This window comes from Streptomyces sp. NPDC046727 (genome assembly GCF_040645635.1).
In the GTDB taxonomy this organism is placed as follows: domain Bacteria; phylum Actinomycetota; class Actinomycetes; order Streptomycetales; family Streptomycetaceae; genus Streptomyces.
On the sequence record NZ_JBEYYR010000038.1, the window covers coordinates 1 to 21,545 of the forward strand.

Annotated in this window: 19 protein-coding genes and 1 pseudogene; 9 read left to right on the plus strand and 11 right to left on the minus strand. The window is 72.5% G+C overall.

From position 1 onward, the window contains the following. Nucleotides 1–225, plus strand: a pseudogene (locus tag ABZ937_RS34130) (1-acyl-sn-glycerol-3-phosphate acyltransferase); the annotation flags it as partial. Nucleotides 226–300: 75 nt separating this feature from the next. On the opposite strand, the gene ABZ937_RS34135 reads toward ABZ937_RS34130, so the two are convergent. Beyond that, nucleotides 301–1,350, minus strand: a complete 1,050-nt coding sequence (locus ABZ937_RS34135; protein WP_361697620.1) for a LacI family DNA-binding transcriptional regulator — start codon at nt 1,348–1,350, stop codon at nt 301–303. A 209-nt stretch (nt 1,351–1,559) separates the two neighbouring features. Between ABZ937_RS34135 and ABZ937_RS34140 the strand changes: the two genes are divergently transcribed. Beyond that, complete coding sequence (locus ABZ937_RS34140) at nt 1,560–2,513, plus strand: ROK family protein (RefSeq protein ID WP_361697622.1); 954 nt, start codon at nt 1,560–1,562, stop codon at nt 2,511–2,513. A 176-nt stretch (nt 2,514–2,689) separates the two neighbouring features. Here the strand turns inward: ABZ937_RS34140 and ABZ937_RS34145 are convergent, their stop codons facing one another. Continuing rightward, on the minus strand, nt 2,690–4,720 hold the full coding sequence (locus ABZ937_RS34145) for an NPCBM/NEW2 domain-containing protein (protein ID WP_361697624.1): 2,031 nt from the start codon (nt 4,718–4,720) through the stop codon (nt 2,690–2,692). A gap of 214 nt (nt 4,721–4,934) precedes the next feature. Here ABZ937_RS34145 and ABZ937_RS34150 point away from each other — a divergent pair, with 214 nt between their 5' ends. After that, nucleotides 4,935–5,123 (plus strand): hypothetical protein, encoded by a 189-nt coding sequence (locus tag ABZ937_RS34150; RefSeq protein ID WP_361697626.1) that lies wholly within the window; start codon nt 4,935–4,937, stop codon nt 5,121–5,123. 153 nt (nt 5,124–5,276) lie between these two features. After that, entirely contained in the window at nt 5,277–6,320 is a 1,044-nt protein-coding gene (locus ABZ937_RS34155; RefSeq protein ID WP_361697628.1) for an NUDIX domain-containing protein, read from the plus strand. Between the two features lie 27 nt (nt 6,321–6,347). Here ABZ937_RS34155 and ABZ937_RS34160 read toward each other — a convergent pair whose 3' ends face one another. Both ABZ937_RS34160 and ABZ937_RS34165 read right to left on the minus strand, forming a co-directional pair. Then, the gene (locus tag ABZ937_RS34160; protein ID WP_361697630.1) at nt 6,348–7,064 is read right to left on the minus strand and encodes an MBL fold metallo-hydrolase; all 717 of its coding nucleotides are present in this window, start codon (nt 7,062–7,064) and stop codon (nt 6,348–6,350) included. A 62-nt stretch (nt 7,065–7,126) separates the two neighbouring features. Beyond that, nucleotides 7,127–8,482 carry a dipeptidase gene (locus ABZ937_RS34165; RefSeq protein WP_361697632.1) on the minus strand — a complete coding sequence of 452 codons (1,356 nt, stop codon included), beginning with the start codon at nt 8,480–8,482 and terminating at the stop codon, nt 7,127–7,129. Nucleotides 8,483–8,613: 131 nt separating this feature from the next. Here ABZ937_RS34165 and ABZ937_RS34170 point away from each other — a divergent pair, with 131 nt between their 5' ends. Next, nucleotides 8,614–9,858: a geranylgeranyl reductase family protein gene (locus ABZ937_RS34170; RefSeq protein ID WP_361697634.1), complete on the plus strand. Its 1,245-nt coding sequence runs from the start codon at nt 8,614–8,616 to the stop codon at nt 9,856–9,858. On the opposite strand, the gene ABZ937_RS34175 is transcribed toward ABZ937_RS34170, so the two are convergent. Beyond that, entirely contained in the window at nt 9,848–10,297 is a 450-nt protein-coding gene (locus ABZ937_RS34175) for a nitroreductase family deazaflavin-dependent oxidoreductase (RefSeq protein ID WP_361697636.1), read from the minus strand. The two genes, ABZ937_RS34170 and ABZ937_RS34175, sit on opposite strands and share 11 nt — an antisense overlap. 145 nt (nt 10,298–10,442) lie before the next feature. Here ABZ937_RS34175 and ABZ937_RS34180 point away from each other — a divergent pair, with 145 nt between their 5' ends. From ABZ937_RS34180 to ABZ937_RS34190, 3 genes are all read left to right on the plus strand, one after another. Beyond that, nucleotides 10,443–11,129 carry a TetR/AcrR family transcriptional regulator gene (locus ABZ937_RS34180; protein ID WP_361697638.1) on the plus strand — a complete coding sequence of 229 codons (687 nt, stop codon included), beginning with the start codon at nt 10,443–10,445 and terminating at the stop codon, nt 11,127–11,129. A 109-nt stretch (nt 11,130–11,238) separates the two neighbouring features. Then, complete coding sequence (locus ABZ937_RS34185) at nt 11,239–12,459, plus strand: histidine kinase (RefSeq protein WP_361697640.1); 1,221 nt, start codon at nt 11,239–11,241, stop codon at nt 12,457–12,459. After that, complete coding sequence (locus ABZ937_RS34190) at nt 12,456–13,121, plus strand: response regulator transcription factor (RefSeq protein ID WP_361697642.1); 666 nt, start codon at nt 12,456–12,458, stop codon at nt 13,119–13,121. Before ABZ937_RS34185 ends, ABZ937_RS34190 begins: the two co-directional genes overlap by 4 nt. Here the strand turns inward: ABZ937_RS34190 and ABZ937_RS34195 are convergent. Beyond that, nucleotides 13,082–13,366, minus strand: coding sequence for a DUF6332 family protein (locus tag ABZ937_RS34195; protein WP_361697644.1), 285 nt, complete (start codon nt 13,364–13,366; stop codon nt 13,082–13,084). The two genes, ABZ937_RS34190 and ABZ937_RS34195, sit on opposite strands and share 40 nt — an antisense overlap. A gap of 92 nt (nt 13,367–13,458) precedes the next feature. Continuing rightward, nucleotides 13,459–14,940 (minus strand): MFS transporter, encoded by a 1,482-nt coding sequence (locus tag ABZ937_RS34200; RefSeq protein ID WP_361697646.1) that lies wholly within the window; start codon nt 14,938–14,940, stop codon nt 13,459–13,461. Between the two features lie 85 nt (nt 14,941–15,025). Here ABZ937_RS34200 and ABZ937_RS34205 point away from each other — a divergent pair, with 85 nt between their 5' ends. Further along, the gene (locus tag ABZ937_RS34205; RefSeq protein WP_361697648.1) at nt 15,026–15,424 is read left to right on the plus strand and encodes a MarR family transcriptional regulator; all 399 of its coding nucleotides are present in this window, start codon (nt 15,026–15,028) and stop codon (nt 15,422–15,424) included. Between the two features lie 151 nt (nt 15,425–15,575). Here the strand turns inward: ABZ937_RS34205 and ABZ937_RS34210 are convergent, their stop codons facing one another. The 4 genes from ABZ937_RS34210 to ABZ937_RS34225 all read right to left on the minus strand — a co-directional run bounded on the left by ABZ937_RS34210 (nt 15,576) and on the right by ABZ937_RS34225 (nt 21,398). Then, nucleotides 15,576–16,094, minus strand: coding sequence for an HAD domain-containing protein (locus ABZ937_RS34210; protein WP_361697651.1), 519 nt, complete (start codon nt 16,092–16,094; stop codon nt 15,576–15,578). A 68-nt stretch (nt 16,095–16,162) separates the two neighbouring features. After that, nucleotides 16,163–17,524: a C1 family peptidase gene (locus tag ABZ937_RS34215; RefSeq protein ID WP_361697653.1), complete on the minus strand. Its 1,362-nt coding sequence runs from the start codon at nt 17,522–17,524 to the stop codon at nt 16,163–16,165. Nucleotides 17,525–17,607: 83 nt separating this feature from the next. Next, on the minus strand, nt 17,608–19,224 hold the full coding sequence (locus ABZ937_RS34220) for an ABC transporter substrate-binding protein (RefSeq protein WP_361697656.1): 1,617 nt from the start codon (nt 19,222–19,224) through the stop codon (nt 17,608–17,610). A gap of 5 nt (nt 19,225–19,229) precedes the next feature. Continuing rightward, nucleotides 19,230–21,398, minus strand: coding sequence for a hypothetical protein (locus tag ABZ937_RS34225; RefSeq protein WP_361697659.1), 2,169 nt, complete (start codon nt 21,396–21,398; stop codon nt 19,230–19,232). Between the last annotated feature and the right edge of the window lie 147 nt (nt 21,399–21,545).

The window sequence follows — 21,545 nt, forward strand, 5'->3', positions numbered from 1 at the left end:
ACCCGCTTCTACGACCAGGAGATGACCCCGGAGGTGCTGAAGGAGGCCACCGAGGTCATCATGGCGGCCATCACCCGCCAGCTGGAGGAGATCCGGGGCGAGAAGGCGCCCATGAGGCCGTACGACCCGCGCCGCGAGCGGATCGAGCAGCGGCGCGCGATGCGGGCGGGCGAGGAGGGCTGCTTGAGGGCGCGCGGGGAGCAGGAGAAGCGGGGGGACGGGTGACCACACCGGGTGTGCCCCGGCGCTCCGGCGACCTCGCCCGCCTTTGCCGGCTGGTCGCGTGCCGTTCCCGGCCGCTCAGTCCGCCGGCGGCAGCTCGCCCGAACCGCGGGTGATCAGCCGGGTCGGCAGCTCGATCCGCTCCGGCGCCATGAGCGTGCCGTCCAACTGGCGGAAGAGGCGCTCGGCGGCGGTACGGCCGAGGGCCGCCGCGTCCTGGGCGACGACCGTGACGCCCGGCTGGAGCAGATCTGCCAGCTCGATGTCGTCGAAGCCGACGAGCGCGACCTGGCGGGACTGCTCGGCGAGGACCCGGATCACGGTGACCGTCACCCGGTTGTTGCCGGCGAAGATCGCGGTGACGGGGTCGGGTCCGGACAGCATCTCCTCCGCCGCCCGGCGCACCCGCTCCGGGTTCGTCGCCCCCAGGGACATCCAGCGCTCGTCGACGGCTATGCCGGCGTCCTCCATGGCCGTCCGGTAGCCGCGCAGCCGTTCGGCCGCGGTGTGGATGCGGGGCATGTCGCCGATGAACCCGATCCGGCGGTGGCCGTGCGCGATGAGGTGGGCGACGCCGCCGCGGGCACCGCCGTAGTTGTCGGACAGGACCACGTCGGCGTCGATCCGGCCCGCCGGGCGGTCCACGAACACGGTCGCCACACCGGCCCTGATCTCCGGCTCCAGGTAGCGGTGGTCGTCCCCGGCCGGGATCACCACGAGACCGTCCACCCGGCGCGCGCACAGCGCCAGCGCCAGTTCCTGCTCGCGCTCGGGGTCCTCGGCGCTGGAACCGTTGATCAGCAGGGCGCCATGGGCGCGGGCCACCTCCTCTACGGCGCGGCTGAGCGGGCCGTAGAAGGGGTCCGCGAGATCCTCCAGGACGAGGCCGATGCTCGCCGTGCGGCCCTTGCGCAGCACGCGGGCGCTGTCGTTGCGGCGGAAGCCGAGCGCGTCGATCGCCTCCTGCACCCGGCGCTCGGTGTCCGGGGTGACCCCGGGCTCGCCGTTGACCACCCGGGAGACCGTCTTCAGGCCGACCCCGGCGCGCGCCGCCACGTCCTTCATCGTCGGGCGGTTGCCGTACCGGTTCCCGGGAAGGCGGTCTGCGCGGCGGGTCGTCTCGGGCACGATGCGTCTGTCCTGTCTCTCGTCCGTCTCTTCCACGGGTGATGCGTGATCCGTGGGCTTGTATGAGGATGTGGCGTCGAGCATAGAGCCTGGACAACGTTGTCAGATGCGAGAGAGACTGTCCACCGCTGTCTCCGGCCTGCGCCCCCACCGCCTGACCGGTCTGCCTCTCTTTGGTTTTCGAGCTTCAACGGGGAGATCTGACTCTGATGCACACCGACCTCGTGGCGGCCCTGGACATCGGTGGTACCAAGATCGCCGGCGCGCTGGTGGACGGCGCCGGACGGATCCTGGGCCGGGCCCAGCGACCCACGCCCGCCCAGCAGGACGGCGAAACGGTCATGCGGGCCGTGGAGGAGGTGCTCGGCGATCTCGCCGGGTCGCCCCTGTGGGGACGGGCCGGCTCGGTCGGCATCGGCAGCGCCGGACCGGTGGACGCCTCGGCGGGCACCGTCAGCCCGGTGAACGTGCCGGGCTGGCGGGAATTCCCGCTGGTCGACCGGGTGCGCACGGCCACCGGAGGCCTGCCGGTCGAGCTGATCGGCGACGGGGTCGCGATCACGGCGGCCGAGCACTGGCAGGGCGCCGCGCGCGGCCACGACAACGCGCTGTGCATGGTGGTCTCGACAGGCGTCGGCGGCGGCCTGGTGCTCGGCGGGCGGCTGCACCCCGGGCCGACCGGCAACGCCGGGCACATCGGCCACATCAGCGTCGACCTCGACGGCGATCCCTGCCCGTGCGGCTCGCGCGGCTGTGTGGAGCGCATCGCCAGCGGCCCCCACATCGCCCGCCGGGCCCTGGAGCAGGGCTGGCGCCCTGGCCCCGACGGCGACACCTCGGCCGCCGCGGTGGCCGCCGCCGCCCGCGCGGGCGACCCGGTCGCCGTGGCCTCCTTCGAGCGGGCGGCACAGGCGCTGGCCGCCGGCATCGCGGCCACCGCGACCCTGGTCGAGATCGACATCGCGGTGATCGGCGGGGGCGTCGGCAAGGCGGGCGAGGTCCTGTTCACCCCTCTGCGCAAGGCCCTCACCGACTACGCGACCCTGTCCTTCGTGCAGCGGCTCACCGTCGTGCCCGCGCAGATGGGCACCGACGCGGGGCTGGTCGGCGCCGCCGCGGCAGCGCTGGCCCGCAGGCCGGACGTACCGGCGGCGACCCGCTAGCCGCTTCCCTCCGCCTGGGCGAGAGGGCGCGAGCGGGGTCTGGGCGGCGGCGCGGTTCGGAAGTGTGCCCCACGAGCCCGTCGAGCACCTTTCACTGGCCTGACCGCCGGGTCGCGGACGTCCGTGTCCGCAACCCGGCGGGGCGAAGGAGCGGGGCCCGACAGGGCTGCGGGGGTTCAGCAGCTCAGCCGTGCGTCCGCCCAGTCCGCGTGGTCCGAGTCGACGCCGTCGCCGCCGTCGGTGACGACGAGCCGGACCACCTCGGCGCCGGTGACGTCGGCGGTGACCGGCTGGGCGGGCATCGCGTTGGTGAGGACGCCGGTGGCGGCGGCTCTGGTGCCGTCCGCCCAGATCTCGAAGGCGACGGTGCCCCGCGTGCCCTTCTCGTCGTCCACGCCCACCTCAGCGGTGACCTTCTCGCAGGCCTTGCCGGTGTAGAAGGAGAGGTCACTGAGCGCGTGGACGCCGAGCCCCTTGGCGTACACCTTCCCGCCGATGGTCAGCGGATGCCCGTCGCCGGCGTCGCTCTCCCCGTTGCTGGCGTCGCGCTCCACCGGCCCCCAGCCGCTGGTCGCCGACAGCCAGGGCAGGTCGCCGAGGTACGACGTGCCGGAGGGCGGCGCCACGACGACGGACGCGGTCAGCGGAAGCGTGCTGGTGACCGGCGTCCCGGACGGCGCGCGGTAACTCGTGCGCAGCGTCAGGTCGTAGGAGCCGGTCGGGGTCCCGGCCGGGGCGGTCACCCGCCAGCCGGTGCGCAGTGCCCTGCCGCTGGGCAGGGTGGCGGCCGACGTCGCCGACGTGGCCCGTACGGTCCAGCCGGCGGGCCCGGTCAGCGACACGGACACCCGGCGCGCGGGCGTACGGCCGAGGTCGGTGACGGTGCTGGTCAGCGTGGCCGGGGTGGCCGCCTCCAGCAACGGGCTGCCGTCCAGGCCGAGTTCCACGGCGGGCGGGTGGGCGGCCCAGTCCGGGTCGGCCGCGACGCGCAGCAGCACCGTGCCGTGGGCCGGGACGGTGGCCGCGATGGTGCCGGCGGTGTTGTACGTGCGGTGCTGCCACAGGTCGCGCAGGGTGTAGGCGTCGGCGTCCGGGAGGCCGACGGCGCTCGCGCTGGTGGCGATCCGCTGGGCGGTGCCGGATTCGTTGAACAGGGCCACCGCGCGGCTGCCGTCCTTCATCTCCTTGGCGACGACCCAGCGCCCGCCTGTGGACGAGACGACCGCGCCCTGCTTGCCGAGCGGGTCCTGGTCGACGGCGATGACCTCCTTGTTGCCGAGGATGTCGAAGGTCGCCTGGGACGCCTTGCGCAGGTCGGTGCCGATGAGGAGGGGTGCGGCCATGACCGACCAGAGCGAGAAGTGCGAGCGGTACTCGGTGTCCGTCATGCCGCCGTTGCCGACCTCCAGCATGTCGGGGTCGTTCCAGTGGCCGGGGCCGCCGTACGGCGCGAGAGGGAGGTTCTGCTTGAGGATCGACAGCATCGAACCCCAGTTGTCGCTGATGTCACCGGTGGTCCGCCACAGGTGGCCGACGTCCGAGGCCCACTCCCAGGGCTTGTTCTCGCCCCATTCGCAGATGCTGTAGACGATGGGCCGCCCGGTCGCCTTCAGCGCGTCCCGCATGGTCCGGTAGCGCTGCCGGGCGTCCACGCCCTGGTTGTTGCAGTTGTCGTACTTCAGGTAGTCGACGCCCCAGTCGGCGAACTGCCGCGCGTCGCTGTACTCGTGGCCCAGGCCGCCCGGAAAGCCCGCGCTGTTGCAGGTCTTGGTGCCGGCGCTGGTGTAGATGCCGAGCTTGAGCCCCTTGGCGTGGACGTAGTCCGCGACCGCCTTGATCCCGCCCGGGAAGCGTGCGGGGTCGGGCACCAGCTTGCCGTTCGCGTCGCGGTCCGGCAGGGCCCAGCAGTCGTCCAGATTGACGTACTGGTAGCCGGCGTCCTTCAGGCCCTTCGCCACGAAGAGGTCCGCGATGCCCTTGACCATGGACTCGTTGAACTCGGCGCGGCAGTGCGTGGAGTTCCAGTTGTTGAAGCCCATGGGCGGGGCCAGGGCGAGACCGTCGGCCAGGGCGGGGGCGGTCGGCGCCGCGGGCGCCCCGGCGGGGGCCGCCACGGCGGGTGCGGCGAGGCCCGCCGTGCACAGCAGTCCTGCGGCGAGGACTCCGGCCACTCTTCGGCGGGTGGTGCGGCTGTGAGGGTGACGCATCGTCGACGTTCCTCCAACTCGCGAAACCGGGATAACGGCATGCACGCGTCATCGGTGCGCGTTTACGGTAGGACGTGTCGGAGTCTGTTGGAAGAGGTGGGTCGAGAACCGGGGTCAGGGTGTTCGGATGTGTTCGGTTGGCGAGGCTCGATCCGAAGACGAAAACCCGCGGTGATCCGCGTGACCCCCGGCCGCCTGCGCAGTTGATCAGCGCATGAAGAAGCGCAGCATGCTCGCCATCGCCTCCCTCGCCACCGGCTTCGTCGTGGCCGCCGTCACCCCGTCGCACGCGGCGGGCGGCAAGACCGTCGAGGACCCCGCCGTCTCGACCCTCGACACCGTCGACCACCTCGTCACCGACGGCGGCCTGTCCGTCGACGAGGAACCGCTCGGCAAGAAGTAGCCCCCGCCGTCGTACGGCGTACGTGCCGGTGCCCCCCGCCGAGGCGGGCACCGGCACTCCTGCGTGCCCGGACGGGCGCCCTCAACGGGAGGGGGTTTCCGTGGCAGGGTGGAGCGGGCAAGCCTCAGGGGGCCAACAGAAGAGGGGGAGTCCGTGACCGTCGTCTGGATCAACGGCGCGTTCGGTGCGGGGAAGACCACCACCGCACGGGAACTGATCGAGCTGATCCCGAACAGCGCGCTCTTCGACCCCGAGGTCATCGGCGGGGCGCTCACGCACCTGCTGCCGCCCAAGCGCCTCGCCGAGGTCGGCGACTTCCAGGACCTGCCGATCTGGCGCCGGCTGGTGGTCGACACCGCCGCCGCGATGCTCGCCGAGCTGGGCGGCACCCTCGTGGTGCCCATGACCCTGCTCCGCCAGGAGTACCGCGACGAGATCTTCGGCGGTCTCGCCGCCCGCCGCATCCCTGTGCACCACCTGCTGCTCGCCCCGGCCGAAACGATACTGCGCGAGCGGATAGCCGGGCGGGAGGTCCCGTCCGAGATACCCGACGGCGAGATACGGACACGGCAGTGGTCCTACGACCACATCGAGCCCTACCGCGCGGCCCTCGCCGCCTGGCTCACCACCGACGCCCACCCGGTCGACACCAGCGCGCTCACCCCGTACGAGACCGCCGTCCGCATCGCCGACGCCGTCGGCAGCGGTGCCGTGCCCGCCTGCGACATCGTGCAGACCCCGGAGCCGACCGCCGAGACGCTCGCCGCCGGGGTGCTGCTCTTCGACGAGCAGGACCGGGTGCTGCTCGTCGACCCCACCTACAAGCCCGGCTGGGAGTTCCCCGGTGGTGTGGTGGAGCGGGGCGAGGCCCCGGCCCGCGCCGGGATGCGCGAGGTCGCCGAGGAGACCGGGATACGGCTGCGGGAGGTGCCCCGGCTGCTCGTCGTGGACTGGGAGCGGCCCGCCCCGCCCGGCTTCGGCGGGCTGCGGCTGCTGTTCGACGGCGGCCGGCTGGAGTCCGCAGAGGCGTCCCAGGTGCTGCTGCCGGGGCCGGAGCTGAGGGCCTGGCGGTTCGCCACGGAGCAGGAGGCGGCGGGGATGTTGCCACCGGTCCGCTACGAGCGGCTGCGCTGGGCGCTGCGAGCCCGCGAGCGGGGCACCGCGCTCTACCTGGAGGCCGGTGTGCCGGTCGGCTGACCCGGCGCGGCCTCCCGGAGCCGGCCCTCAGGGCCTCTCCGAAAAGTCCTGTCCGAGCGAGCGGAGCACGGAGGCGGCACCGGTCATGACCGGTGCGCCGTGGCCGAAGCAGGCCGCCTCCGCTCCGAGGTCCGCCAACCGGCTTATCGAGGCGAGGAGCCGGGTGCGGTCCAGGTTGAACACCCCCGGCATCGGCGTCCCGTCGGCCGGTGCCGCCGCGACCGTGTCCCCGGTGAACAGCACGCCCACCGCGGGCAGGAACAGCGCGATGCTGCCGTCGGTGTGCCCCGGGACGTGGACCACGTGCGCGCCGCCGCCGAAGCCGAGGACGTCCCCGTCCGTGACGTCGGTGACCGAGCGCGGGGGCAGCGGAGTGCCCGTGGGCAGCTGCCGGACCGCCTCCGCGTGGATCGGCCGCTCCCACTCCTCGAACACCGGTGGCGGGCCGGGCCGTTCCCCTCGCACGAACGGGGCGTCCGACGGGTGCGCCAGCACCTCGGCCCCGTGCAGCGCGGCGAACTCGCCCGCCCCGCCCACATGGTCCTCGTGGAAGTGGGTCAGGACGATGCGCCGTACGTCCTGTGGTGCGCGCCCCAGCGCGGTGATCGCGTCGGCGATGGTCCGGCCGGCGCCGATCGGGCCCGCGTCGATCAGCGTCAACTCGTCGCCGTCGCGCCAGAGGTAGGCCTGGCTGACGGGGAAGCGCAGCAGGTGCAGCCGGGGCAGCAGTTCGATGATGTCCATGCGCCGACCGTAGGGAGGGCCCCCGCCCGGGGGCGAGGGCCCTCTGCCGTGGGCAGAAGGGTTCAGCCCGCCGCGTAGTTGCGCAGGAACAGCGCCTCGGCGACCGACAGCCGCTCCAGCTCCTCGGGGGAGACGCTCTCGTTGACCGCGTGGATCTGCGCCTCCGGCTCGCTCAGTCCGATGAGCAGGATCTCCGCCTGCGGGTAGAGCCCGGCGAGGGTGTTGCACAGCGGGATGGAGCCGCCCTGCCCGGCGTACTGCATCGTCTCGCCGGGGTAGGCGACCGCCATCGCGTCGGCCATCGCCTGGTAGGCGGGGCTGCTGGGGTCGGCGCGGAACGCCTGGCCCTGGCCGATCTGCTCGGTGCTGACCCGGGCGCCCCACGGGGTGTGCGCCTCGATGTGCGCCTGGAGGAGCTTGCCGGCCTCCGCCGCGTCCACGCCCGGCGGCACCCGCAGGCTGATCAGGGCGCGGGCGCTGGACTGCACCGACGGGGTGGCCCCGACGACCGGCGGGCAGTCGATGCCGAGCACGGTGACCGCCGGGCGGGCCCAGATACGGTCGGCGACCGAGCCGTCACCGATCAGCCCGACGCCGTCCAGCACCTTGGCGTCCGTGCGGAACTGCTCCTCGGTGTACTCCAGGCCCTCCCACCGGGCCGCGGCGTCCAGGCCGTCGACCGTGGTCGAGCCGTCCTCGGCGCGCAGCGAGTCCAGGACCCGGACCAGCGCGGCCAGCGCGTCCGGGGCGGCACCGCCGAACTGGCCCGAGTGCAGGTTGCCGGCCAGGGTGTCGATCCGCACCCGGACCAGGGTCATGCCGCGCAGGGTGGTGGTGACCGTGGGCAGGCCGACACGGAAGTTGCCCGCGTCGCCGATGACGATGGTGTCCGCCGCCAGCAGCTCGGGGTGCTGCTCGGCGTACCGCTCCAGGCCGCCCGTGCCCTGCTCCTCCGAGCCCTCGACGATCACCTTCACGTGCACCGGGACGCCGCCGTTCGCCTTGAGGGCGCGCAGCGCGAGCAGGTGCATGATGAAGCCGCCCTTGCAGTCGGCGGTCCCGCGGCCGTACCAGCGGCCGTCGCGCTCGGTCAGCTCGAACGGCGGGGTGGTCCAGCCGGCCTCGTCCAGCGGGGGCTGCACGTCGTAGTGCGCGTAGAGAAGAACCGTTTTCGCACCCTCCGGGCCCGGCAGGTACCCGTACACCGACTGCGTGCCGTCCGGGGTGTCGAGCAGGGCCACGTCCTGGAAGCCCTCGGCGCGCAGCGCGTCGGCGACCCAGCCCGCGGCGGCGTCGCTCTCGCTCTTCGGGAACTGCGTGAAGTCCGCCACCGACTTGAAGGCGACCAGTTCGGTCAGCTCCGCCTTCGCCCGGGGCAGCAGCGAGGCGACGGTCTCGGCGACCGGATTCGACGGCATGGGCACGCTCCTCGTGGGTGCGACGTTGTACGGGGTGAGTACACCGATCCTCCCACAGCGGCCTGCGCGGACGGCCGCCGTAGGATGCGACAGGACACTTGGCAGCGGCTTGATCGGAGCGGTAGACCATCGTGAGCGGCGAGAACTCTTCGGCGGACGACGTGCAGCGGGTGTGGGACGTCGTCGTGGTGGGCGCGGGCCCCGCGGGCGCCTCGGCCGCCTATGCGGCGGCGGTGGCGGGACGGCGCGTGCTGTTGCTGGAGAAGGCCGAGTTGCCCCGCTACAAGACCTGCGGCGGCGGCATCATCGGCCCCTCGCGCGATGCGCTGCCCCCCGGCTTCGAGCTGCCCTTCCGGGACCGGGTGCACGCGGTCACCTTCTCCAGCAACGGCCGCTTCACCCGCACCCGCCGCTCCAAGCAGATGCTGTTCGGGCTGGTCAACCGTGCCGAGTTCGACCAGCAGCTGGTCGAGCACGCCCAGAAGGCGGGCGCCGAGCTGCGTACGGGCGTCACGGTGCAGCGGGTCGAGCAGCACGGCTCGGCGGTGCCGGACCGGCGCACGGTCGCCGTCGTCCTCCAGGGCGGGGAGACGGTGCTGGCCCGCGCGGTCGTCGGTGCCGACGGCAGCGCCAGCCGGATAGGGGCGCACGTCGGAGTGAAGCTCGACCAGGTGGACCTCGGCCTGGAGGCGGAGATCCCGGTGCCGGAGACGGTCGCCGAGGACTGGAAGGGGCGGGTCCTCATCGACTGGGGCCCGATGCCGGGCAGTTACGGCTGGGTGTTCCCCAAGGGCGACACGCTGACGGTCGGGGTGATCTCCGCGCGCGGCGAAGGCGCCGCCACCAAGCGGTACTTGGAGGACTTCATCGCCCGCCTGGGCCTCGCCGGCTTCGAACCGGCCATCTCCTCCGGGCATCTGACCCGCTGCCGCGCCGACGACTCGCCGCTGTCCCGGGGCCGGGTGCTGGTCTGCGGTGACGCGGCGGGCCTGCTGGAGCCGTGGACCCGCGAGGGCATCTCCTTCGCACTGCGCTCGGGCCGGCTGGCGGGGGAGTGGGCGGTCCGCATCGCCGAGGCCAACGACGCCGTCGACACCCGTCGCCAGGCCCTGAACTACGCGTTCGCGATCAAGGCGGGCCTCGGCGTCGAGATGAGCGTCGGCAAGCGGCTGCTGACCGTGTTCGAGAAGCGCCCCGGCCTCTTCCACGCCGGCCTCACCGGCTTCCGTCCGGCGTGGCGGGCGTTCAGGGACATCACGCAGGGGTCGACCTCGCTGGGTGAGATCGTCCGCTCCCACCCGATCGCCCAGCGCGCCCTGACCGCGATGGACCGCGGGCCGGCCGCGCCGACGGAGGAGGAACCCGTCAGTTCGTGACGGTGATCCGGAAGACGGGGTGGTCGGGGGCGATCCGGCGCAGGTCCGCGTCCGGGGAGTCGGGGCCGACGCCGTTGAAGAAGACCCCGACCTCCGCCTTCCAGCGCTTGAGGTAGGCCCGCAGCAGCGGGACCTTGTCGTCGTCGGTGACCTCGGTGGCGGTGAACACGTCCACGTTCTTGCCGAGCCGCAGTTCGCCGCCGCCGGCCGTGCGCATGTTCCGGGTCCACTGGACGTGACCGCGCGGGGCGACCAGGTACTGCTGCCCGTCCACCGTCAGCAGGTTCACCGGGGTGGTGCGCCACTGTCCGCTCTTGCGCCCCCGCACCGCGAGGACACGGGAGCCCCAGACGCTGATACCGCGCCGGGTGAGCCAGGACACCGCCCGGTTGAAGACGTTGACGGTGAACCAGCCCGGCTTGATGACATGCGTCGACATGGTGACCCCCACGGTTTGAGAGAGCGGTGCTCTCGCTTGACCCCAGTGTGGGGGAGACGGGTGCTCTAAAGCAAGAGCGCTGCTCTCTTTTTGTTCTGCCGCTCTCTTCTGTGTGCACTGCTCTCTGTCGTGACACACTGCTGGCATGAGTACCGCACAGGGCGCCCGCGCACGGGCCAGGCAGGAAGTCACCGCGGCGATCAAGGAGGCGGCGCGCAGACAGCTGGCGGAGGAGGGCGCGGCCAAGCTCTCCCTGCGGGCCGTCGCCCGCGAACTGGGCATGGTCTCGTCGGCGCTGTACCGCTACTTCCCAAGCCGGGACGACCTGCTCACCGCCCTGATCATCGACGCCTACGACTCCCTCGGCGAGGCGGCGGAGCGGGCCCGGGACGCCGTGCCCGATGCCCCGCCGACGGTCCGCTGGATCGCCGTGTGCGAGGCGGTGCGCGGCTGGGCGCTCACCCATCCGCACGAGTACGCGCTGATCTACGGCTCGCCCGTGCCCGGCTACTCCGCCCCGCAGACCACCGTCCGGGCCGCGGCCCGCGTCGGCATGGCCCTCATCGGCATCGTCCGGGACGCCCATCAGGGCCCGGGTCTGGCCGCCCTGCCGCTCCCCGCCGAGCTGCGCCCCGAGGCCGCGCGCATGGTGACCGACCTCGCCCCCGACCTGCCGCCCGAGGCCGCCGTGGCGCTGGTGGCGTCCTGGGCCCAGCTGTTCGGACTGGTCGGGTTCGAGCTGTTCGGCCAGTTCAACAAGGTGGTGGAGGACCGGGAGGCCTTCTTCCGGCACGCGGCGGCGCGGCTGGCGGAGGGAGTGGGGCTGCGGTGAGCGGCTGCACCCGCTCCGCTCGGGCGTGCGTCGTACTTCCCCGGGAGTACACGTGATCACCTCGCCCGGCTGACGTCGTCGCGGCGGGTCCGCGTCTAGCGTGGCCTGCATGGAAGAGCAGCACCGAGGCGGGCCCTCGCACTGGTGGCGGTACGGGCCGCCGTGGTGGAACCGCCTGGACGACGCCGAGGGGCACCGTGCCCGCCTGCCCTGGCGGTCCACCGTGCTGTTCACCGCGTTCGTGCTGATCGGCACCAACTTCGCCGCGCACAGCCAGCCGCACCGCGTACCGCTCGACGGCTGGGGGCGCGTACTGCTCGTCGTCGCCTCGGTCATGCTGCTGTGGCGGAACCGCCACCCGGTCCCCGTCGTGTTCGGCACGGCGGCGGCGGCGCTCGGCTACCTGGCCCTGGGCTTCCCGTACGGACCGGTCTTCCTGACCGTCGCGGTCGGCTGCTTCAGCGCGGTCGTCGCCGGGCACCGCCGGGCCGCCTGGACGGCCGTAGGGCTGCTGTGGGCCGGGCACGTCCTGGTCGCGCTCTGGCTCTACCGGTGGCTCCCGCCCGCCGGGGACCGGGGCGGGGGAATCGGTCAGGAGGTCGTTCTCGCCACCTGGGTGCTGGCCGTCGTCGCCGTATCCGAGCTGGCCCGGGTGCGGCGCGAGCAGTGGGCGCGGGAGCGCGCGGACCGGGCCGAGGTGGCGCGGCGGCGCGCGGACGAGGAGCGGCTGCGGATCGCCCGCGAGCTGCACGACGTCCTCGCGCACAGCATCTCCGTCATCAACGTCCAGGCGAGCATGGGCCTCGCCCTGCTCGACAGCGACCCCGAGCAGGCGCGGGCCGCGCTCACCACCATCAAGGCCGCCAGCAAGGAGGCGCTCGGCGAGGTGCGCCAGGTCCTCGGCACCCTGCGCGCCCCGGGCGCCGCCCCGCGCGCCCCCGCACCCGGCCTGGACCGGCTGCCGGAACTGGTGGAGCAGGCCGCGGCGGCCGGCCTGACCGTCGAGACCGAGGGCGAGCCGCCACGGCTGCCGCCCGGCGCCGACCTGGCGGCCTTCCGCATCGTGCAGGAGGCCCTCACCAACGTCGTACGGCACTCCGGTTCGCGGCACGCGCGCGTGCACTTCGGGTACGGCGACGGTGTGCTGCGGCTGCGGATCGACGACGACGGCCCGGCGACCGGCGCGGACGCGGGCGGCAGCGGGAACGGACTGGCCGGTATGCGGGAGCGGGCCGCCGCGCTGGGTGGCACCATCGAGGCGGGCCCGCGCCCCGACGGCGGCTTCCGGGTGCTCGCCGTCCTGCCGTCGCAGCTCAGGGAGGACCAGTGATCCGGGTACTGCTGGCCGACGACCAGTCGCTGGTGCGGGCCGGTTTCAGGGCGCTGCTCGACGCGCAGCCCGACATCGAGGTGGCCGGCGAGGCGGCCGACGGCGAGGAGGCGCTGCGCCGGGTGCGCGAACTGCGTCCGGACGTCGTCCTCATGGACATCCGCATGCCGCTGCTGGACGGCCTGGCCGCGACCCGCCGCATCACCTCGGACACGGAGCTGGCGGACGTGAAGGTGGTCATGCTCACCACCTTCGAACTGGACGAGTACGTCTTCGAGGCGATCCGCGCGGGAGCCTCCGGCTTCCTGGTGAAGGACACCGAGCCGGACGAACTCCTGCGCGCCGTCAGGGCGGTGGTCGACGGTGACGCCCTGCTGTCACCGGGCGTCACCCGCCGGCTGATCGCCGAGTTCGCGGCCCGCTCCAAGGAGCCCGCGGCGGCCGGCGCCCTCGCCCGGCTCACCGAGCGGGAGCGGGAGGTGATGGCGCTGGTCGGCATCGGGCTGTCCAACGAGGAGATCGCCCGCCGGCTGGTGGTCAGTCCGCTCACGGCCAAGACCCATGTGAGCCGGACGATGGTGAAGCTGGGCGCCCGGGACCGCGCCCAACTCGTCGTCCTCGCCTACGAGTCGGGGTTGGTGCGGCCGGGCTGGCTGGGCTGAGCCGGCCGCCGGAAGCGCAGCAGCACGCTGATCACCCGGGCCATGAACAGGACCGGCGCGAGCGCCGTCCCGAGCCGTAGCAGGGCCGTGGACAGGAGGTCGGGCAGGTCGAAGAGCAGTGCGGGCCCGGCCACGGCCCCGAACAGCAGGGCCGCCGCGAACGCGGCGCTGAACAGCGCGTACCCGATCTCGACCGTCGCCGCGTCCCGCTCCGCCTGAGTGCGGCGGCCCCCGTATGCGTCCATTTCGTCAGTCTCACATGCGTGCGCCCGGCGGAGCAATCAACTCCGGCCGGGCGCACGCGCGGAGGCGTTCTGCCTCTTCGCGGCGGTGGCTCTCAGTCGCGGACCGGTACGCGCTCCGCGTCCGCCTCCTTCATGGTGGACCCGGCGACCACGACGGAGTGTCCGGGACGGGACCGGCGCAGTCCGCTGAGCGACAGCAGCAGCCCCGCGACGGCGATGACCGTGACCACGACCAGGCCCGGCCGGTAGCTGTCCAGGACGGCCTGCGGGGTGGCCTTCTCGGGGGCGTGCGCGGTGATCACGGCCGTCACGACGGCCAGGAAGATCGCGCCGCCCACCTGCACCGAGGTGTTGAGCAGACCCGAGACCATGCCCTGCTCGTGCTCGTCCACGCCGTTGGTGGCCTGGACGTTGAGGGACGGGAAGGTCAGCGCGAAGCCCAGGCCGACGAGCAGCATGGTCGGCAGGATCACGGCCGCGTAGACCGGGTGCAGGTCGACGCGCAGGAACAGCGTGTATCCGACCGCCAGCAGGACGAAGCCGACCACGATCAGCCGTGTGGTGCCGAACCGGTCGATGACGGCCCCGACCTTGGTCGCGGAGAGCGCCACCAGCGCGCCCGCCGGCAGGAACGCCAGCGCCGTGTGCAGGGCCGACCAGCCCAGCACCTGCTGCATGTAGAGCGTGACCAGGAACTGGAACCCCGTGTAGCTGCCGACGAACGTCAACGCGCCCAGCTGGGCCCTGACCTGCGGGCCGGCGCGCAGCACTCCGAGCCGGATCAGCGGGCTCGGGCTGCGCCGCTCGACGAGCACGAAGACGACCAGCATGACGGCTACGGCGACGAAGGACAGGAGAGTCCGGGCCGAGGCCCAGCCCGCCTCGGGCGCCTGGACGACGGTGAAGACCAGCAGCAGCATCGAGGCGGTGCCGAGGACGGCGCCGGGGACGTCGTAGCCCCCGTGGTCGCGCTCGCGCTCGCTGCGCGGCAGCAGCTTCATGCCCACGAGCAGGGCGATCAGCGCGATCGGTGCGGGGAGCAGCATCGTGAAGCGCCAGCTGGCCTCGGTGAGCAGGCCGGAGAAGACCAGGCCCATGGAGTAGCCGGCGGCGGCGCAGGTGGTGTAGATCGACAGGGCCCGGTTGCGCAGCGGGCCCTCCGGGAACGTGGTGGTGATGATCGACAGGCCCGCCGGTGCGGTGAAGGCCGCGCTCAGGCCCTTGATGAAGCGGCTGGCGATCAGCAGCGGGCCCGAGTCCACGAGCCCGCCGAGCAGCGAGGCCAGTGCGAAGACGCCGAGCGCCACCAGGAAGACCTGGCGTCGGCCGAGCAGGTCGGCGGTCCGGCCGCCGAGGAGGAGCAGGCCGCCGTAGCCCAGGATGTAGCCGCTGACGACCCATTGCAGGGTCGACGTGGACAGGTGGAGATCGGAGCCGATGGACGGCAGGGCGACGCCGACCATCGACACGTCCAGTGCGTCCAGGAACATCGCGGCGCACAGCACCAGCAGGGTGCCCCACAGCCGGGGAGTCCAGCGCCCCTCGGTTGCGGAGGTGGTGAGCGGAGAGGTCATGCCGACGACACTACATGCGCATGCATTGAATGCAAACGCATTTAATTACGGTGCAATAAATTCACTTCTCTGCTACCGTGCGCTCATGGCGGCGAAGAAGGCCGAGCAGGCGCTCGTGGAGGAGTGGCGGGGCATCCTGGCCCTGCACGCCCGCACCCAGTGCGAACTGGACCGGGCGCTGGTCGGGCACGGCCTGTGCGCGAGCGACTTCGAAGTGCTCGACGTGCTGGCCGAGGGCGCGGCGGCGGACGGCGGCTGCGCCTACCGCGTCCAGGAGATCTCCGACCGGGTCCACCTCAGCCAGAGCGCGCTGTCCCGGCTCATCGGCCGCCTGGAGAAGGACGGCCTCGTCGACCGGGCCATGTGCGCGGAGGACCGGCGCGGGGTGCGGGTGGCGCTCACGGGGAAGGGGCGCGCACTGCACGGCGAGGTACGACCGGTGCAGCGCGCGGTGCTGGCGAAAATGCTGACCACAACGGACTGACCGGGCGTCAAGGGGCACTGCACGCGCGGGCCGGGGGCCCGGAGCGAGCGCCGTTACCGGGGCAGCCGCCCACGAGGACCGGCCCGTGGTCGAGATCGGCCGCCCCGGTCTGCCGGACGAAGTCGAGTTCCTGCTCCGACGTTCCCCACCCTTACGGCTGGGCGGCCCGGAGCCAGTCGGTGAGTGCGGCGAAGTCGTCGTCGGTGAGGCCTGCGTCCGGAGCGACGCGGTGCAGCAGGAACGGTTCGTGGCGCTGTGCGGCGACCCAGAGCCGGTCCATGGCGCTGATCTCGTCGTCCACCCAGATGAACGGGCGGTGGCCGGCCCACTCGACAAGGCGGCGGGTCTTCCAGTGCAGGCCGCGCGGCCCCTCGTCGATGCCGGTGTCCGGCCACCTCACCACGGGCAGACTCGGCAGCCCGATCAGTGGGGCGACCACCTCGTTCGCGGAGTCCAGCCATGTCGTGGCCCAGACCAGGTCGCACCCCAGAGCCGTCAGACGGGGACCGACGGTGGGGTCGAGGCGGTCCAGCAGGGGGTTTCCCGGGGCGGGCGACTCCGCGGAGGCGAGAGGGGGGACCGTCCGACGGCGGCCCCGCGACGGCCCGAACGGGATGAGGGGTCCGTCGATGTCGAGGAAGAGGAGGGGGCGCTCCGACGAGCCGGTCACGGCGCCACGATAACCCCGTGGCGCCGCTTCCCGGCTCCGGTCCGCACCGGGCCGCCTGCCGGGTGCTCTCAGTCGGCGAGGGCGCCCATCGGGTCCCAGGCGGGGAGGACGATCGGCGGTCGGTCGAGAGCCGCGGCCAGCTCCGGCGGCAGCGCGGAGCGTCGTACCGCGATCTCGAAGACGTGCTCACCGAACCACGAGTCGTTCATGGTCCAGAAGCCCTTGTCGGCCTTCTCCTCACCCCAGCTGTTCTCCACCCGCCAGCGGCGCGGGCTCCCGTCCACGACGTCGACGCCGGTGAACAGCATCGCGTGGGTCATCTGCGTGTCGTGGTGCAGCAGCCGGGCCGCCTTGTCCATGGTGAAGGGGGCGTCGTAGACGGCCGCGTAGTCGAAGAGTCCCGCGTCCCAGACGCCGGCGTCGGCGCGCATCATCTTGGCCACGTCGCAGCCGAACCACACCGGCTCGCCGCCGACGATCGCGTCCATGGTCAGCCGCTTCAGCAGTTCCATCGGCACGTTGAGGTAGACCACCGGCGGGGCGTCGACGACATTGCCCAGGTACTCGACGGTGAACGTGCGGCCGACCGGGCTCGACTCCCGCGGGTCGTGCACCAGACAGACGTACTCGTCCAGCGGGAGCCGCACATAGGCGGCGGCGAACTCCGCCGGGGTGAGCCAGCCGTCGCGGTGGAACTCCTTGTCCTTGTCCTCCCACTGCCACAGGAACCGCTGCGGAGGCGTGCCGAGGTGAATACTGAGCACCCGGTGGACGGCGGCCAGCACCTCCCGCTTGTGCTCCCGCTGCGCCTCGACTCCTTCGGCGGCCTTCCCGCGCAGGTCACGGGCGCCCTGGCGGAGCAGAGTCTTCAGGGTGCGGTTCATCGCCCGGGTCGCGGAGGAGCTGTCGGTCTCCGGCATGGCCGACTTGGGTACCAGGCCATGCTTGGCGACCAGCGCCACGAACATGTTCCACTGCCCGCCGTCACCGATCGGGTCCGCCAGCAGGTGCGCCACCGTGCGGTCGTCCACATCCCGGTCCGAGGTCTCGATGACCGCCTCGAGGAAGTGGTTCGCCCGCTCGAACTTGTCCCACCAGAGCAGGTAGTTCTGGGAGAACTCGAAGTCCTTCACGCCCAGCTTCCGCGCGGCGCCGACCCGCAGCAGGTTGAGCCCGGCGAACATCCAGCAGCGCCCGCTCTGCTTCTGGTTGGTGACCTTCCAGTCGTCCAGGTGATGGGAGACCGAGTGGTCGATGCCGGTGAGGATCCGCCGGTCCAGGGCGACATCGTCCACGGGCGTCTGGGTGACCGCGTTCTGCATCAGCCGGTTCGCCGGCCGGGCGGCGAACTCCTTCTCGAAGAGTTCGACCTGGTCCGGGGTCAAACTGCGTTCCATGGCCTGGCGGGAGTCATCGGTTCCGAAGGTCACGGCGGGTCTGCCTCCAGTTCCCAGGGGGTTCGTGAGAGGAGCGCCTTTCACCGTCGCACGGCCATTCACCCGGAGTCAACGGACTATGTGCGGCTGGGGATGACGCAGTTCTTCGGCTGCTCCCTGCCGATCGGCCAGCCGAGGCCGACGAACTTCAGGCTGCCCTCGCCCGCCTGGCCCGGATCCAGCTCGACCACCGCGGCGGGTTTGTCGTACGGGTTTCCGCCGCTGGTCAGGCAGATGAGGCCGCTCGTGCCCCGCACCCGGTGCCGGGACTGGAGCTGTGACCACTCCCTGCCGACATCCTCCAGGCTGGGCATCGCCTTGGCGTCGCCGTTCTGCATCTGGTGCAGTGCGGTGCCGATGGTGACGAGGCCGTCGTACACGAGCATCGTCCGGGAGTCGTCCAGATTCGGCGTGGAGCCGAGGTCCGTGCCCTGCCGGTGCGTGGTGTCGATCAGCTTCTTCAGGCCGTCCAGGGCCGCCTTGGGCTCCGTGAGGTACTGCGGGAGTTCGCCCGCGGTGGGCTCGCGGTCGTGGGTCGCGTCCCACTTCCTGTTCCAGGCGGTCAGCTCGGTGCTCCAGGCGTCCGGGTGCGCGGGGGCGGCGTACTGCACCGTCACCTTCGCCTTGCCGTCCGCGCCGCGCAGCTGCGCCCAGTCCTGCTCCGACATGTCCTGCCGCAGCGAGGCGGCGTCGGAACCGCTCATGATCGTGTAGTGCCGGTTCTCGCAGCCCACCTGAGCGAGTTTGAGCGCGAAGATCCGCAGGTGCAGGGTGCGTCCCGCGAAGTAGACGATGTCGGCGTCGGAGTCGCAGATGTTGTTGGCTATCTGGGTGAACTGGTTCCCGGTCGACCCCGCCTCGTCGATCGCCGGGGACTCGAAGGGCATCGCGGCGGGGCCCGCCGGACCCCTCTCCTCGATCCCGCTGAACGCCTTCGCCAGCGACTCGTTGTACTTGTCCGGACGTCTGTCGTAGACCAGCACCGTCTTACGGTTCTCCCGGCCCCGTTCGCCGTTGAAGTCGGCCAGCGCCTGAGCCGCGTCGCTGTTGGTGGGGATGATCCGGGCCAGGCCGGGGTAGCGCGGCTTCGCCATCCCGTCCGCCCCGTCCTCGTTCGCGATCTGGTCCCCGCTGATCCGGGAGGCGAGCACCGGGACCTTGTGCTCCGTCAGCCGGCTGACCGCCTCCTCGGTGGCGCCGAGGCTGAGGTTGAAGCCGGTGACGGCGCGCAGCCGGTCCTCGGGGGAGGCGGCCATGCGCAGCAGGGTGTCCACGACCTTCGCCTGCTGTCCGTAGTCCCGGCCGGGGTTGGCCAGCACCAGCCGGACCTTCGGCGGTTCTCCCTCACCCTCGTTGGCCTGTATCTGCCCCAGATAGGCGCCCTGGAGATCGCTGCGCATCTGCCGGCGCAGCGCCGCCCTGTCCGACTGGAGCGGCAGCATCATCGCCACCGTGACATGGGGCTGGCCTTCGATCTTCTTGTTCTCCCGGGCGATGGCCCGGGCCACGTCACGGATCTGCGGTGTGCCGAAGTCGTAGCCCTCGCCGTTGACACCGATGCACTCGCCGCCGATCCGCTCGACCCCGTCGGCGCAGGTGTCCGGCTTGTGGAGGAAGAACCAGCCGAAGACGCCCGCTGCCACGGCCGCCGCCGCGACCAGCAGCGTGTAGAGGATCTTCTTCCACCTGGGCATCCCCGTTATCTCCTTCGGCCGAGTTGTTCGGTGCAGGCGCAGCGCAGCAGCGGCTGCTCGTTCTCCGCCAGACCGCTCCAGTCGGTGGCCGTCCTGCCGAGCTGCCCGGCGCCCTCGAACTCCATGATCGAGAGCAGGTTCAGCAGCTTGGCCAGCGTGCGGGCCGTCTCCTTGCCGGTCGGTCTGGTCCGTTCCTCGCACAGCCACACCGCGTGGAGCAGCTGGTCGACCGTGCGGCGCAGCGCGGGCCCGGTCGCCGCCACCAGGCCCTCGGCGCGCGCCCGGCGGGCGTCCGCTCCGCCCGGATACGGCGCCTGGGCGATCTCCAGCAACTCCGCGCACCACTCCTGGGGACGGCCGGGCAGTGTGGCGGCCAGATGGCCGACCACGTCCTCCACGCCTCCGGACACCAGGTGGTGGTTCATCCGGTGCGCCCCGACCGAACGGAACGCCCCGCCGTCCGGCGCCCCGTCGTCCGCCGTGCGTACGGCGTAGTGGTCCCGCAGCAGGTGGTGGTCGGCGTACCAGGCGGCGCCGTCGGGGCGCAGCCGGTACAGCCGGTGCACCAGCAGCTGGCGCAGCCCGAAGTCCCCGATGAAGTGCCGCGCGCAGCTGGGCCATCCGGTGTCCGTGAGCAGCTGAGAGACATGATGGGCCGTCAGGCGGTGGACGCGGCCGGACTGATGATGACGGAGCAGGACGTCCGCGCACTCCTCGTCGTGCGCCACCGACAGATGGGTGAGCAGATCGAGCCAGTCGTCCCGGTGCTCGGCCGGCAGTCTCACCGGCAGCTGGTCCAGGACCAGCTCCTGCAGCAGGACGTCCGCCACGGGCCGCTCGGGGGCGTTGTCGCCCGGGAGCCGCAGCGGGGCGTCCAGGATGTCCCGGTCATTGGCGTCCGCCGGCATCCGGAACGCGGCGACCGCGGCGGCCAGCCGGATCACCGTGTGCGGCCGCCCCCCGCTCAGCCGGGCCACGGCGGCGTCGACACGGCGGCGGTTGGTGCCGCCCTCCGGCTCCGCGCGCCGCTGTCTGCGCTCGGTCTCCTGCCGGAGCTGGTCACCGGTGAGAAGAGGCATCCGCAGCAGGAGCACCCCGCCGGCCAGCGGCGCCCGGTCCGCTCCCGGGTCCGGGCGCCGGGACCAGGTGGCCGGCACCCCGTCGGCGGGTCTGAACTCCGCCGGGGACGGCACCTCCCGCGGGGACAGACCCTCGTACAGGAAGGCGCCGCCGTCCGCCCGGCGCGCGGTGCCCACGATCACCACGCGGTCGCGCTGCCCGTCCCGGCGGTCGGTGAGCACGGCCCGCAGCAGCTGCTCCCCGAGCGGCGAGTCGGCGTGGTCCAGCAGCAGCGCCGGGCGGCCGACGCGGCGCAGCCAGCCGGACGCCGACGCGTAGGCCGCCTCCAGGTCCGCACGCAGCGCCCGGAAGAGGAAGCTCTCCGCCAGCTCCCGGTCCTCGCCGCCGGCCCGGAAGTCGGTGGCGAGGTCGCGCAGCCCGTGCTCGGGCTGACCGGCAGCGCCGGGGTAGGCGCCGTAGAGCCGCGCCAGTTCCGCCTTGCCCCGGGGCGCAAGGCTCGCGAAGAGGGCGTCCAGCAACGCGGTGCTCACCGAGGCCGAGTACGGGTCGAGCGTCTGCCCGGACAGGGTCGTCAGCAGGTTGCGCATGGCTCCGCGGAGCACACCGCGCCAGAAGTCACCGGTCGCGAGGCCCCGGAACCGCTGCCTCTGGGGCAACTCCTCGTACCTCTCGACCTCCGTCGCGACCGCCTCGGGGGTGCCTTCCGACACCCCGGTCGCGATCATCGCCAGGCCCGCGAAGAGCCGCGGAAAGGCGAACGAGCCGCCCGTGCCCTGCCAGGTGCACAGCCGCCGGGCGGCCTCGACCAGGACCTCGGTCGTCGCCGAGCGGGCGTCCGGCTCCGGCTCCGCCCGGTCCGCGTACACCGGCGAGCCGCAGTCCAGGTGGATCACCGGGACCTTGGGGGCGAAGCGGTCCCGCACCGACCGCAGCAGCCGCGCCTTGCCCATGCCCGGGCCACCGGTGAGCAGCACGACGGGAAGATCGGGGCCGTACAACGGTTCGCGACCGCCACCCGACGGTGCCCGCCCGAGCAGACGCGCGAAGAAGCCTTCCTCACTCAGGAGCTTTTCGAACCCCAGGTCGTCACACACGGATCCCTCATGGATACTCTCCCGCCCGGGAGCGGGTGATCGATGTGGCGGAAGGAGATCAGTGGAACACGAAGAGTCCGGTTCGGACAACGATGGCTACAAAGAAGGAAGTTGGCGCTGACGTACGCGGAAGCGGCCGAGGCGGCA

Excerpts from the sequence above, each read along its gene's own strand:
- ABZ937_RS34140 (WP_361697622.1), top strand. The coding sequence starts at position 1,560 with ATGCACACCGACCTCGTGGCGGCCCTGGACATCGGTGGTACCAAGATC.
- ABZ937_RS34145 (WP_361697624.1), bottom strand. The coding sequence starts at position 4,720 with ATGCGTCACCCTCACAGCCGCACCACCCGCCGAAGAGTGGCCGGAGTC.
- ABZ937_RS34150 (WP_361697626.1), top strand. The coding sequence starts at position 4,935 with ATGAAGAAGCGCAGCATGCTCGCCATCGCCTCCCTCGCCACCGGCTTC.
- ABZ937_RS34160 (WP_361697630.1), bottom strand. The coding sequence starts at position 7,064 with ATGGACATCATCGAACTGCTGCCCCGGCTGCACCTGCTGCGCTTCCCC.
- ABZ937_RS34165 (WP_361697632.1), bottom strand. The coding sequence starts at position 8,482 with ATGCCGTCGAATCCGGTCGCCGAGACCGTCGCCTCGCTGCTGCCCCGG.
- ABZ937_RS34175 (WP_361697636.1), bottom strand. The coding sequence starts at position 10,297 with ATGTCGACGCATGTCATCAAGCCGGGCTGGTTCACCGTCAACGTCTTC.
- ABZ937_RS34180 (WP_361697638.1), top strand. The coding sequence starts at position 10,443 with ATGAGTACCGCACAGGGCGCCCGCGCACGGGCCAGGCAGGAAGTCACC.
- ABZ937_RS34185 (WP_361697640.1), top strand. The coding sequence starts at position 11,239 with ATGGAAGAGCAGCACCGAGGCGGGCCCTCGCACTGGTGGCGGTACGGG.
- ABZ937_RS34195 (WP_361697644.1), bottom strand. The coding sequence starts at position 13,366 with ATGGACGCATACGGGGGCCGCCGCACTCAGGCGGAGCGGGACGCGGCG.
- ABZ937_RS34200 (WP_361697646.1), bottom strand. The coding sequence starts at position 14,940 with ATGACCTCTCCGCTCACCACCTCCGCAACCGAGGGGCGCTGGACTCCC.
- ABZ937_RS34205 (WP_361697648.1), top strand. The coding sequence starts at position 15,026 with ATGGCGGCGAAGAAGGCCGAGCAGGCGCTCGTGGAGGAGTGGCGGGGC.
- ABZ937_RS34220 (WP_361697656.1), bottom strand. The coding sequence starts at position 19,224 with ATGCCCAGGTGGAAGAAGATCCTCTACACGCTGCTGGTCGCGGCGGCG.